11 protein-coding genes are annotated in these 12,691 nt (G+C 68.5%); all 11 read left to right on the forward strand.

What is annotated here, in order from left to right; all coding sequences use genetic code 11:
* Positions 1-8 precede the first annotated feature (8 nt).
* The 11 genes from coq7 to murG all read left to right on the forward strand — a co-directional run bounded on the left by coq7 (position 9) and on the right by murG (position 12,680).
* Complete coding sequence (gene coq7, locus IPF36_RS25500) at positions 9-632, forward strand: 2-polyprenyl-3-methyl-6-methoxy-1,4-benzoquinone monooxygenase (RefSeq protein WP_133097986.1); 624 nt, start codon at positions 9-11, stop codon at positions 630-632.
* A 456-nt stretch (positions 633-1,088) separates the two neighbouring features.
* Positions 1,089-1,517: a division/cell wall cluster transcriptional repressor MraZ gene (gene mraZ, locus IPF36_RS25505; RefSeq protein WP_010814778.1), complete on the forward strand. Its 429-nt coding sequence runs from the start codon at positions 1,089-1,091 to the stop codon at positions 1,515-1,517.
* Positions 1,518-1,524: 7 nt separating this feature from the next.
* Positions 1,525-2,514, forward strand: coding sequence for a 16S rRNA (cytosine(1402)-N(4))-methyltransferase RsmH (gene rsmH / locus IPF36_RS25510; protein WP_133097987.1), 990 nt, complete (start codon positions 1,525-1,527; stop codon positions 2,512-2,514).
* Positions 2,511-2,825, forward strand: a complete 315-nt coding sequence (gene ftsL, locus IPF36_RS25515; RefSeq protein ID WP_195431159.1) for a cell division protein FtsL — start codon at positions 2,511-2,513, stop codon at positions 2,823-2,825. Before rsmH ends, ftsL begins: the two co-directional genes overlap by 4 nt.
* Positions 2,822-4,627, forward strand: coding sequence for a penicillin-binding protein 2 (locus tag IPF36_RS25520; protein ID WP_133097989.1), 1,806 nt, complete (start codon positions 2,822-2,824; stop codon positions 4,625-4,627). Before ftsL ends, IPF36_RS25520 begins: the two co-directional genes overlap by 4 nt.
* Positions 4,624-6,192 carry a UDP-N-acetylmuramoyl-L-alanyl-D-glutamate--2,6-diaminopimelate ligase gene (locus IPF36_RS25525; RefSeq protein ID WP_135705979.1) on the forward strand — a complete coding sequence of 523 codons (1,569 nt, stop codon included), beginning with the start codon at positions 4,624-4,626 and terminating at the stop codon, positions 6,190-6,192. Before IPF36_RS25520 ends, IPF36_RS25525 begins: the two co-directional genes overlap by 4 nt.
* Positions 6,189-7,601, forward strand: coding sequence for a UDP-N-acetylmuramoyl-tripeptide--D-alanyl-D-alanine ligase (murF, locus tag IPF36_RS25530; protein WP_195431162.1), 1,413 nt, complete (start codon positions 6,189-6,191; stop codon positions 7,599-7,601). The genes IPF36_RS25525 and murF overlap by 4 nt, the downstream gene beginning before the upstream one ends.
* 13 nt (positions 7,602-7,614) lie before the next feature.
* Positions 7,615-8,784 carry a phospho-N-acetylmuramoyl-pentapeptide-transferase gene (mraY, locus tag IPF36_RS25535; protein ID WP_133097992.1) on the forward strand — a complete coding sequence of 390 codons (1,170 nt, stop codon included), beginning with the start codon at positions 7,615-7,617 and terminating at the stop codon, positions 8,782-8,784.
* A 79-nt stretch (positions 8,785-8,863) separates the two neighbouring features.
* Entirely contained in the window at positions 8,864-10,375 is a 1,512-nt protein-coding gene (gene murD, locus IPF36_RS25540) for a UDP-N-acetylmuramoyl-L-alanine--D-glutamate ligase (protein WP_135705977.1), read from the forward strand.
* Positions 10,372-11,613: a putative lipid II flippase FtsW gene (ftsW, locus tag IPF36_RS25545; protein WP_133097994.1), complete on the forward strand. Its 1,242-nt coding sequence runs from the start codon at positions 10,372-10,374 to the stop codon at positions 11,611-11,613. Before murD ends, ftsW begins: the two co-directional genes overlap by 4 nt.
* Entirely contained in the window at positions 11,610-12,680 is a 1,071-nt protein-coding gene (murG, locus tag IPF36_RS25550; protein WP_195431165.1) for an undecaprenyldiphospho-muramoylpentapeptide beta-N-acetylglucosaminyltransferase, read from the forward strand. The genes ftsW and murG overlap by 4 nt, the downstream gene beginning before the upstream one ends.
* The last annotated feature ends 11 nt before the right edge of the window (positions 12,681-12,691 follow it).

Raw genomic sequence — 12,691 nt, forward strand, 5'->3', positions numbered from 1 at the left:
TCCGCGACATGGACACCCTGATCAAAGAATTCGACGTGGCACTGCGCGCCGTTGCCGGGGCAACCCGCTCCGCGCGCGCCAACCCGGCCGACCGGCTGGCACCGGACACCGAACAGATGAGCGCCGAAGAGCGGCGCCACGTGGCCGGGCTGATGCGCATCAACCATGTCGGCGAGGTTTGCGCCCAGGCCCTGTACCAGGCGCAGAAGCTGACCGCGCGCAACGCGACGGTGCGCGCGCAGATGGATGCCGCCGCGCGCGAAGAAGAGGACCACCTGGCCTGGTGCGCCGAGCGGCTGCGCGAACTGGGTTCGCGGCCGAGCCTGCTCAACCCGCTGTGGTATGCCGGCGCGTTTGCGATCGGCTTTGTCGCCGGCCGCGCCGGCGACAAGGTCAGTCTCGGCTTCGTGGCCGAGACCGAGCGCCAGGTCGAGCACCATCTCGGCGGCCACCTGGACCGCCTGCCTGGAGCTGACGGCCGCTCGCGCGCCATCCTCGAGCAGATGCGCGACGACGAGATCCGCCATGGCGATGCCGCGCGCGATGCCGGTGGCATCCCGTTGCCCGCGCCGGTGCGTGCGCTGATGCGTGGTGCCTCGCGCGTGATGACCACCGCGGCCTACCGCATCTGACGCGCTGGGTCCGAGCGCCCGGCCTTATGGCCGCGCGCTCGCGGTTGCCCGCCCGCCCTTGATTTTCAGGCGCTGGCGGGCGATTGTTGTATCCTTCCCTCGGGTTGCGGGACAGTCGTTCCCGCCGCCGCCGGCAGTCCTCCTCCCGCAGTTCTCAGGTGGTTTCTCTGCTTTCCTCCCTAAGATGTTCATTTCATTAAGGATTCACTTTCACGGTGCGTGAGGTGTGCGCGCTAAGTCATTGTTCTGATTCGAAAAATCTCGTTTGCTGCCCTGCAAGCAGCCTTGACCGCCCAAATTGCTTCCTCTAAAGTGGGAAATAGTGTGAGGAAGTGTATTTTTGTGTGAAATTGCGAACCGACCGTGGGATCATTTCGTCACAGTCGGAAACAGCCGAATTCACGCGATTGCCAGCCGCCAGGGGTCACCGGCAGCGGGCAGTAACCGGGGGCGAGCTTGTTTCAGGGAGCATCGGCGCTGTCGCTGGATGCCAAGGGGCGGATGTCCATTCCGTCCAGGCACCGCGAGGCGCTGCAACAGCAGGCCGAGGGCCGGGTGACGCTTACCAAGCACCCGGATGGCTGCCTGCTGCTGTTTCCCCGGCCCGAGTGGGAAACCTTCCGCACGCGCATTGCAGCGCTGCCGATGGATGCGCACTGGTGGAAGCGCATCTTCCTGGGCAACGCCGCCGACGTGGAAATGGACGGCGCAGGCCGGGTGCTGATCGCGCCGGAGCTGCGCAGTGCAGCCATGCTCGACAAGGAAGTCATGCTGCTCGGCATGGGCAGCCATTTCGAAGTGTGGGATGCCGCGACTTACGCCGCCAAGGAACAGCAGGCGATGGCGCAAGGCATGCCCGAAGCATTGAAAAATTTCTCTTTCTGAAGAGGTCATGAGTCCTACCGGAACGCCGGCAACCCCCGCCCTGCGCCATCGCACCGTGCTGCTGGACGAGGCCGTCGACGCCCTGGTCTGGCGCCCGGGCGGCGTCTACGTGGACGGCACCTTCGGCAGGGGAGGGCACAGCCGGGCGGTACTGGCCCGGCTGGGCCCAGACGGGGCCCTGGTCGCGTTCGACAAGGACCCAGCAGCAATCGCAGAAGCGGGCACCATCGGGGATGCCCGCTTCTCCATTGAGCACGCCAGCTTTGCGGACATGGCAGAGCGCCTGGCCGGGCGCGGCCACGTGGCCGGCGTGCTGCTCGACCTGGGGATCAGCTCGCCCCAGATCGATGAGGCGGCGAGGGGGTTTTCCTTTCGTTTCGAGGGCCCGCTGGACATGCGCATGGACACCACGCGCGGCATCACCGCCGCGCAGTGGCTGGCGCAGGCGGATGAGCAGGACATTGCCAGGGTGATACGAGACTATGGGGAAGAACGGTTTGCTGTACAGATTGCAAAGGCGATTGTTGCTCGCCGGCGCGAACCCGGCGATGGCGGACCCATCGCCACTACTGCCGACCTTGCCGCGCTCGTGGCGAAAGCCGTCAAAACACGCGAGAAGGGCCAGGACCCTGCGACCCGCACCTTTCAGGCTCTACGGATTCACGTCAATCAAGAGCTTGAGGACCTCGAAAGAGGGCTGAAGGCGGCTTATGACCTGCTGCAGGTAGGGGGACGCCTGGTGGTGATCAGCTTCCATTCGCTGGAGGACCGCATCGTCAAGCGGTTCATGGCGGCGCACGCCCGTCCCCAGCAGGATGCCGACCCGGCCCTGCGCCGCGCGCCGCTGCGCGCGGCCGACCTGCCGCAACCCACGCTGCGCCTGCTGGGCCGCTCCAAGCCCGGCGCCGAGGAAATCGCAGCCAACCCGCGCGCGCGCTCGGCCGTGATGCGTGTGGCCGAGAAACTGGCTCCGGCCGGCGGAGGTGCGCGCGCATGAACCGCCTGACCTTCTTCCTGCTGGCCGCGCTGATCCTGTGTGCGCTTTCGCTGGTGAGCGCGCAGCACCAGGCGCGCACGCTGTTCGTGGCGCTGGAGCGGGCGCAGGGGGAAGAACGCCAGCTCGACATCGACTGGGCGCGCCTGCAGTACCAGCAGAGCTCGCTTGGCAAGAGCGCGCGCATCGCCGACGCGGCGCGCGCGCAGCTGAAGATGGCGCCGGCCAACCCCGGCAAGACCCAATACCTGTCGGGCATCGTGCTGCCGCCGGCGCAGCCAGCGCCGGCCAGCGAGGCGGAGGCGCGCCCATGAGCATGGCCCGACCCAACCCGCCCGGCCGCAACGGCAGCGGCACCCCGTCGCGCCCGCGCAGCGGCCAGTTCTCGGCCAGCCCGGTGCTGGGGCTGCGCCTGCCGATGTGGCGCTCCAAGCTGGTGGTGTTCCTGATGTTCGCGGCCTTTGTCGCGCTGGCGCTGCGCGCCGCATGGATCCAGGGTCCGGGCAACCAGTTCTATGAGGCCGAGGGCAAGAAGCGCTTCCAGCGCACGCTGGAGCTGCCGGCCACGCGCGGCAAGATCCTCGACCGCAACGGCCTGGTGCTGGCCACCAGCCTGCCGGTCAAGGCGATCTGGGCGGTGCCCGAGGACGTGCCCAACCAGGTCGAGCTGGCCAAGATCCGCCAGCTGGCCAAGCTGCTCGGCATGTCCGAGAAAGACCTCGGCAAGAAGCTGTCGGAAGACAAGGGCTTTGTCTACCTGAAGCGCCAGGTGCTGCCCGACGTCGCCGACAAGATCGCCGCGCTCAAGATCGACGGCATCCACCAGACCCGCGAGTACAAGCGCTTCTACCCGGAAGGCGAGGCGATGGCGCATATCGTGGGCTTCACCAACGTCGAGGACCGCGGCCAGGAAGGCGTGGAGCTGGCGCGCGAGACCGGGCTGGCCGGCCGCGCCGGCGCGCGCCAGGTGATCAAGGACCGCCTCGGCCGCGTGGTCGAGGATATCGGCATCCTGAAGACTCCGCGCGACGGCGAGGACATCCAGCTGTCGATCGACGCCAAGATCCAGTACCTGGCCTACAACGAACTGAAGGCCGTGGTCGAGAAGCACAAGGCCAAGGCCGCCAGCGCGGTGGTGCTCGACGCCCAGACCGGCGAGGTGCTGGCGCTGGCCAACTGGCCCACCTACAACCCCAACGACCGCACCCGGCTGTCCGGCGAGCAGCTGCGCAACCGCGTGCTGACCGACACCTTCGAGCCCGGCTCAATGATGAAGCCGATCACCGTGGGGCTGGCGCTGCAGCTCAAGCGCGTGACGCCATCGACGGTGATCACTACCACCGGCAAGTACCAGTTCGAAGGCGCCACCATCACCGATACCCACAACTACGGCGCGCTCACCGTCACCGGCGTGATACAGAAGTCGTCCAATATCGGCACGACCAAGATCGCGATGCTGATGAAGCCGCAGGAGATGTGGGACATGTACACCAGCATCGGCCTGGGCCAGGCGCCCAAGATCGGCTTCCCCGGCGCGGTGGCGGGGCGCGTGCGCCCGTTCAAGAGCTGGCGTCCGATCGAGCAGGCCACCATGTCGTACGGCTACGGCCTGTCGGTGTCGCTGTTCCAGATGGCGCATGCCTACACCATCTTTGCGCACGACGGGGAGCTGATCCCGGTCACCATGTTCCGCACCAACGGCCCGGCCACCGGCGAGCGCATCCTGTCGCCGCAGGTGGCGCGCGACGTGCGCGCCATGATGGAAACCGTGACCGCGCCCGGCGGCACCGCGCCCGAGGCGCAGGTGATGGGCTACCGCGTCGGCGGCAAGACCGGCACCGCCTACAAGCACGAAGGCCGCGGCTACAACCGCAGCAAGTACCGCGCCTCGTTCATCGGCCTGGCGCCGATGTCCAACCCGCGCATCATCGTCGCCGTCAGCGTCGACGAGCCCACCGCCGGCAGCCACTATGGCGGCCTGGTGGCCGGCCCGGCGTTCGCCGCCATCACCGGCGGCACGCTGCGCGCACTGAATGTCCAGCCCGATTCGCCGATCCGCCAGCTGGTGGTCAGCGACAAGGTGCCGGAAAGCGAACCGTGGACTGCGACCCAATGACGGCCAAGCCCCTGCTCCCGCTCGAGGTGACCACCCAGGCCAGCAACGCGCTGGCCTGGCTGCGTACCAACGTGGCCGCTTCGGCGCAGCTGACCGGCGATAGCCGCCGGCTGGCGCACGGCGACGTGTTCTTCGCCTACGTGCTCGGCAACGAGCGCCTGACCACCGATGGGCGGCCGTATATCCAGCAGGCCATCGCGGCCGGCGCCGGCGCCATCGTCTATGAGGCCGACGGCTTCGACTGGCCGTTTGGCGATGTCGTGCCCCACCTGGCGCTCAGCAACCTGCATCAGCTTGCCGGCCCGATCGCCGCCGGCTGGCACGGCAATCCGGTGCGCGGCCTGGCCGTGACCGGCATCACCGGCACCAACGGCAAGACCTCGTGCAGCCAGTGGCTGGCGCGCGTGCTGCAGGCCGCGGGCACGCCATGCGCGACCGTCGGCACGCTCGGCACCGGTTTCCCCGGCGCCCTGCAGGCGACCGGCTTCACCACGCCCGACGCGGTGCAGCTGCAGGCCAGCCTGGCGGCGCTGCACGATGCCGGCGCGCGTGCCGTGGCGATGGAAGTGTCCTCGCACGGCCTCGAGCAGGAGCGCGTCGCCGGCACGCATTTCTCGGTGGCGGTGCTGACCAACCTGACGCAGGACCACCTCGACTACCACGGCTCGATGGCCGAGTACGAGGCCGCCAAGGAGCGCCTGTTCCGCTGGGACGGCCTGCGCACCGCGGTGGTCAACCGCGACGACGCCATGGGCCAGCGGCTGCTGGCCGCGGACGCGGCCGCGATCGCCGCGCCGCACGTGATCGAATACGGCATCGACGGGCCCGGCGCCGCCACGGTGCGCCGCCCGCGCGGCGAATGGCTGCGCGCCACCAACGTGCGCGCCACGCCCAACGGCACCGCTTTCCATATCGACGGCAACTTCGGCAGCGCCGAGATGTCCACGCCCATGATCGGCGCCTTCAACGTCAGCAACCTGCTGGCGGTGCTGGGCGCGGCGCTGGCCAACGGCGTGGCGTGGGATGCGGCCCTGGCCGCGCTGCGCGCGCTGACGCCGGTCGAGGGCCGCATGGAACTGTTCGGCGCCAACGGTGGCGATGCCGCGCTGGGCCCGCTCGCCGTGGTCGACTATGCCCACACCCCCGACGCGCTGGAACAGACGCTGGCCGCGCTGCGCCCGGTGGCGCAGGCGCGCCATGGCCGCCTGTGGTGCGTGTTCGGCTGCGGCGGCGACCGCGACCCGATCAAGCGCCCGCTGATGGGCGCAGTGGCCGAACGACTGGCCGACGACGTCATCCTGACCAGCGACAACCCGCGCAGCGAGGACCCGCAGGACATCCTTGACGCGATCTCCGACGGCATGGCGGACCGCGCGCGCGGCCGCCAGATCGAGGACCGCGCCGCGGCCATTCTCTACGCCATCAAGCATGCGGCCCCGGCCGACGTGGTGCTGGTGGCAGGCAAGGGCCACGAGGCCACCCAGGAGATCCAGGGGCGCAAGCGCCCGTTCTCCGACCGCGAGCATGTCCGCCTGGCGCTTGCCACCCGTGGAGTATCGGCATGAGCCAGACCACCATGACTACCTTGCAGGACGCCGCCGGCTGGATCGCCGGCGCGCGCGTTTGTGGCGACGGCGCCGTTGCGTTCTCGCGCGTGCAGACCGACAGCCGTACCGTCGAGCCCGGCGACCTGTTCGTCGCGCTGAAGGGCGAGCGCTTCGATGCGCATGATTTCATCGCCGACGTGGTGGCCAAGGGCGCCGCTGCGGTGCTGGTGAGCCGCGACGCGGCTACCAGCAACTATGCCGGCGTGCCGGCCATCGTCGCCCCCGACACCCGCATCGCGCTGGGCGAGCTGGGCGCCGGCTGGCGCCGCCGGTTCACGCTGCCCGCGGTGGCGGTGACCGGCAGCAACGGCAAGACCACGGTCAAGGAAATGATCGCGGCGATCTTCGCCGCGGCGGTGGGCGAGGACCAGCGCCTGGCCACCGGCGGCAACCTGAACAACGACATCGGCCTGCCGTTGACGGTGCTGCGCCTGCGCGCCACGCACAAGCTGGCGGTGCTGGAGCTCGGCATGAACCATCCGGGCGAGACCGTCTACCTGGCCGGCATCGCCCAGCCCACCGTGGCGGTCATCACCAACGCGCAGCGCGAGCACCAGGAATTCATGGTCAGCGTGGAAGCCGTGGCGCACGAACACGCGGCCGCGCTGGCGGCGCTGCCGGCGGACGGCGTGGCAGTGTTCCCGCTCGACGAGGAAAGCGGCGGTGCCTTTGCGCCGGTCTGGCGCGAGGCCGCCGGTGCGCGCCGCGCGCTGTCGTTCGGCACCTCGCAGCGCGCGGATGTGCACGCCACCATGGCACTGGTCGACGGCGCGCAGGTGATGCAGGTGCGTGCGCCGGGCCATGCGTTTGAAGTCAGGCTCGCGCTGCTGGGCGAGCACAACGTGCGCAACGCGCTGGCGGCTATCGCCTGCGCGCTGGCCGCGGGCGTGCACGTGCCGGCGATCCAGGCGGGGCTGGCCGGCTTCCAGGCGGTCAAGGGCCGTCTGCAGGTGAAGTACACACCGGGCGGCACGGTGGTCATCGACGACACCTACAACGCCAACCCCGATTCCATGCGCGCCGCCATCGACGTGCTGGCCGGCTTCGCCGCGCCGCGCGTGCTGGTGCTGGGCGACATGGGCGAGGTGGGCGACCAGGGGCCGGCGTTCCACGAAGAAATCGGCGCCTACGCGCAGGCGCGCGGCATCGACACGCTGTGGGGCACCGGCGAGCTGGCCGTGCACGCGGTGCGTGCGTTCGGCGCCAATGGCCGCCATTTCGGCAGCGCGGAGGACCTGGCAAAGGCCCTGGAGGAAGACAGCGGGGGCATGGTGGCGCAAGCCGGCGCCGTGCTGGTGAAGGGATCGCGCTTCATGCGCATGGAACGGATGGTCGCTGCGCTGGTCGCAGACACTTCCGCACATTAACGAAGACAACACGATGTTATTGGCTCTGGCCCAGTGGCTGCAAAACGACTACAGCTTCCTCCGGGTCGTCAACTACCTGACTTTCCGCGCGGTGATGGCCAACCTCACCGCGCTGCTGATCGGCCTGACGTTCGGGCCGTGGGTGATCCGCAAGCTGACCGAGCTGAAGGTCGGCCAGGCGGTGCGCACCATCGGCCCGCAGACGCACCTGGTCAAGTCCGGCACGCCGACCATGGGCGGCGTGCTGGTGCTGGTGTCGATTGCCGTCTCGACGCTGCTTTGGTGCGACTGGGGCAACCGCTTTATCTGGGTGGTGATGCTGGTCACCTTCGGCTACGGCGCCATCGGCTGGGTCGACGACTACCGCAAGGTGGTCTATCGCGATCCGCGCGGCATGTCGAGCCGCGAAAAGTTTTTCTGGCAGACGCTGATCGGCCTGGTGGCCGCGGTCTACCTGGCGTTCTCGGTGTCCGAAAGCAGCAACGTGCGGGTCTGGGAGCTGTTCCTGAACTGGGTCGAGGGCGGGCTGTCGCTCGACATGCCGTACAAGTCCAACCTGATCGTGCCCTTCTTCAAGGAGATCAGCTACCCGCTGGGCGTGGCCGGCTTCATCGTGCTGACCTACCTGGTGATCGTGGGCTCGAGCAACGCCGTGAACCTGACCGACGGCCTGGACGGCCTGGTGATCATGCCGGTGGTGCTGGTGGGCGGCGGGCTGGGCGTGTTTGCCTACGTGATGGGCAACGCGGTCTACAGCAAGTACCTGCTGTTCCCGCATATCCCGGGCGCGGGGGAGCTGCTGATCTTCTGTTCCGCGCTGGGCGGGGCAGGGCTGGCTTTCCTCTGGTTCAACGCGCATCCGGCGCAGGTGTTCATGGGCGACGTGGGCGCGCTGGCGCTGGGCGGCGCGCTGGGCACGGTGGCGGTGATCGTGCGCCAGGAGATCGTGCTGTTCGTGATGGGCGGCATCTTCGTGGTCGAAACGCTGTCGGTGATGGCGCAGGTCACGTGGTTCAAGATCACCAAGCGCCGTTTTGGCGAGGGCAGGCGGCTGTTCCGGATGGCGCCGCTGCACCACCATTTCGAGCTGGGCGGCTGGAAGGAAACGCAGGTCACGGTGCGCTTCTGGATCATCACCATGCTGCTGGTGCTGATCGGATTGTCGACGCTGAAGCTGCGCTAGGGGTGTTGGTGGTTGCGCCGATGGTCAGAACCGCGGCGCTCTCTATATAGAAACAGGAAACCAAAGGCAGGAAATCGAAGTGTTTGGCGAGCTGCAGAAACCTCATGTGCTGGTACTTGGCCTCGGCGAATCGGGGCTGGCCATGGCGCGCTGGTGTGGCCTGAACGGCTGCGCGGTGCGCGTGGCCGACACGCGCGAGGCGCCCGCCAACCTAGTCTTCCTGCAGGCCGAGCTGACTTCGGCCGGGTTCGTGGGCGGGCCGTTCTCGGAAAGCCTGCTCGACGGTATCGGCCTGGTGGCGATCAGCCCCGGCCTGTCGCCGCTGGATGCCGGCACCGGAGCGCTTCTGGCCGCCGCGCAGGCGCGCGGCATCCCGGTGTGGGGCGAGATCGAGCTGTTCGTGCGCGCGCTCAGGCACCTGGAGGCCGAATCCGGCTACGCGCCGAAGCTGCTCGCGATCACCGGCACCAATGGCAAGACCACCACCACGGCACTGACCGGCCGGCTGGTCGAGCGCGCCGGCAAGACCGTGGCAGTGGCGGGCAATATCAGCCCGTCGGCGCTGGACAAGCTGTCGGCGTGCATCGCCTCGGCCACGCTGCCGGAGGTGTGGGTGCTGGAACTCTCCAGCTTCCAGCTGGAAACCACGCATACGCTGGCGCCGGATGCGGCCACCGTGCTCAACGTGAGCCAGGACCATCTTGACTGGCACGGCTCGATGGAAGCCTACGCCGCCTCCAAGGCGCGCATCTTCGGGCCCGCCGGCAGCGAGTGCGTGCAGGTGCTGAACCGCAATGACCGGCTCACGCTGGACATGGCGCGGGCGGGCCGCAAGCCGGTGACTTTCGGCATCGATCTGCCGGAAGTGCCGGGCAGCTTCGGCATCCTGCGCGAGGGCGGCATGCCCTGGCTGGTGCTGGCCGAACCCGATTCGGAAGCGCAAGGGGAGGGCAAGCCGCGCCGCCGCAAGGCCGCCGAAGCTACCGAGGAAGCCGTGCCGGTGCGCCACAAGCGCCTGATGCCGGCCGATGCGCTGCATATCCGTGGCATGCACAACGCCACCAACGCCATGGCGGCGCTGGCGCTGTGCCGTGCCATCGACCTGCCGATGAACGCGTTGCTGCATGGCCTGCGCGAGTATCGCGGCGAGCCGCACCGCGTGGAGTGGGTCGCCACCATCGATGACGTCGAGTATTTCGACGACAGCAAGGGCACCAATGTCGGCGCCACCGTGGCCGCGCTGTCCGGGCTGGACAAGCGCGTGGTGCTGATCGCGGGCGGCGAAGGCAAGGGCCAGGATTTCTCGCCGCTGGCCGCGCCGGTGGCGCAATACGCACGCGCCGTGGTGCTGATCGGCCGGGCCGCGGGAGAGTTGCGCGATGCCCTGCAGGGCAGCGGCTCGACCCTGGCCGATGCCGCCACGCTGGAAGAAGCCGTGACCAAGGCAACCGAACTGGCCGAGCGCGGCGACGTCGTGCTGCTTTCGCCGGCCTGCGCCAGCCTCGACATGTTCCGCAACTACGTGCACCGCGCCGAGGTATTCCGCGCCGCGGTGGAAGAACTGGCCCTGTCCCGGGGGATCCTGCCATGAGTGAGGCACAGGTCAAGCGCAGCGGTTTCATCGGCGCCACCATCGGCAACGCCTGGGGTGGCCTGCGTGACGCGGTTTCGGGCGTCAAGCCCACGCGTTCGCGCATGATGGAGTACGACCAGCCCCTGCTGTGGGTCGCGATCGTGCTGCTCGCGCTCGGCCTGGTGATGGTCTTTTCGGCCTCGATCGCGCTGCCGGATTCGCCGCGCTACGCCAACTACCGCGAAAGCCATTTCCTGGTGCGGCATGCGTTCGCGCTGTTTATCGGACTGTCGGTCGGGCTGGTGGCGTTCCAGGTGCCGGTGAAGGTGTGGGACCGGTATGCGCCCAAGCTCTTTATCGTCGCGCTGATCCTGCTGGTGATCGTGCTGGTGCCGTTCGTCGGCAAGGGCGTGAACGGCGCGCGCCGGTGGATCCCGCTGGGCGTGATGAATTTCCAGCCGTCGGAACTGATGAAGCTGGCAGTGGTGCTGTACGCCGCCAACTACACCGTGCGCAAGCAGGAGTGGATGCAGACCGTGTCCAAGGGCTTCCTGCCGATGGGCGTGGCGGTAGTGGTGGTCGGCATGCTGCTGCTGCTCGAGCCCGACATGGGCGCGTTCCTGGTGATCGCGGCGGTGGCGATGGGCATCCTGTTCCTGGGCGGCATCAACGGCAAGCTGTTCGCCGGGCTGGTCGGCGTGGCGGTGGGCGCGTTCGCGCTGCTGATCACGGCGTCCCCATGGCGGCGCGAGCGGATCTTTGCCTACCTGAGCCCGTGGGAAGAGAGCAACGCGCTGGGCAAGGCCTACCAGCTCACGCATTCGCTGATTGCCTTCGGCCGCGGCGAGTGGACCGGGGTCGGACTGGGCGGCAGCATCGAGAAGCTGCACTACCTGCCCGAGGCGCATACCGACTTCATCCTTGCGGTAATCGGCGAGGAGTTTGGCTTTGTCGGCGTGCTGGTGGTGATCGTGCTGTTCTACTGGCTGGTGCGCCGCGCCTTCAATATCGGCCGCACCGCGCTGCAGCTCGACCGCACCTTTGCCGGACTGGTGGCCAAGGGCATCGGCGTGTGGATCGGCTGGCAGACCTTTATCAACATGGGCGTGAACCTGGGGCTGCTGCCGACCAAGGGGCTGACGCTGCCGCTGGTGAGCTATGGCGGGTCGGGGATTCTGATGAACTGCGTGGCGTTGGCGATCCTGCTGCGCATTGACTATGAAAACCGTGTGTTGATGCGCGGAGGCAAGGTATGACCGCACCGCGCACCCTGCTCGTGATGGCCGGCGGCACCGGGGGGCATGTGTTCCCGGGGCTGGCGGTCGCGCATGCGTTGCGCGAGCAGGGCTGGAACATCGTCTGGCTGGGCAACCGCACCGGCATGGAAGCCACGCTGGTGCCCAAGCACGGCATCCCGATGGAATACATCCAGTTCGGCGGCCTGCGTGGCAAGGGGCTGGTGACCAAGTTCCTGCTGCCGCTGAACCTGCTGCGCGCGTTCTGGCAGAGCATCGGCGCGCTGCGCCGGGTAAAGCCGAACGTGGTGCTGGGCATGGGCGGGTATATCACCTTCCCGGCCGGCATGATGGCCTCGCTGCTGGGCCGCCCGCTGGTGCTGCACGAGCAGAACTCGATCGCCGGCCTGGCCAACAAGGTGCTGGCCAAGGTGGCCGACCGCGTGCTGTGCGCGTTCCCGGACACGCTGCCCGGCGGCGAATGGACCGGCAACCCGGTGCGCGAGGAACTGGCGCACCTGGATGCGCCCCAGGCGCGCTACGACCAGCGCACCGGTCCGCTGCGCATCCTGGTGGTGGGCGGCAGCCTGGGCGCCGCGGCGCTGAACGAGGTGGTGCCGAAGGCGATCGCGCTGCTGCCGGAAAGCGAGCGCCCGGTGGTGACGCACCAGGCGGGCGCGAAGCAGATCGACACGCTGCGCGCCAACTATGCGGCGGCACAGGTGCCGGCGCAGACCCTGCCGTTCATCGACGACATGGCGCGCGCCTATGCCGATGCGGATCTCGTGATCTGCCGCGCCGGCGCGATGACCGTGTCGGAAGTGGCCGCGGCGGGCGTGGCGGCGCTGTTCGTGCCGTTCCCGCACGCAGTGGACGATCACCAGACCACCAACGCAAAGTTTTTATCCAGCCAGGGCGCGGCCCTGTTGGTGCAGCAACAAGACCTGACGGCCGAGGGCCTGGCGCAGACCATCGCCAGCCTGACCCGGTCGCAGCTGAAAGACATGGCGCGCCTGGCGCGCGGACTGGCCAAGCCTGAGGCAACCCGGCGCGTCGCCGAGGTGTGCAGCCAGCTGGCCAGGGACTGAAGTGAGCGAAG

It is taken from the genome of Cupriavidus sp. IK-TO18 (assembly GCF_015549295.1).
GTDB classification, from domain to species: domain Bacteria; phylum Pseudomonadota; class Gammaproteobacteria; order Burkholderiales; family Burkholderiaceae; genus Cupriavidus; species Cupriavidus oxalaticus_A.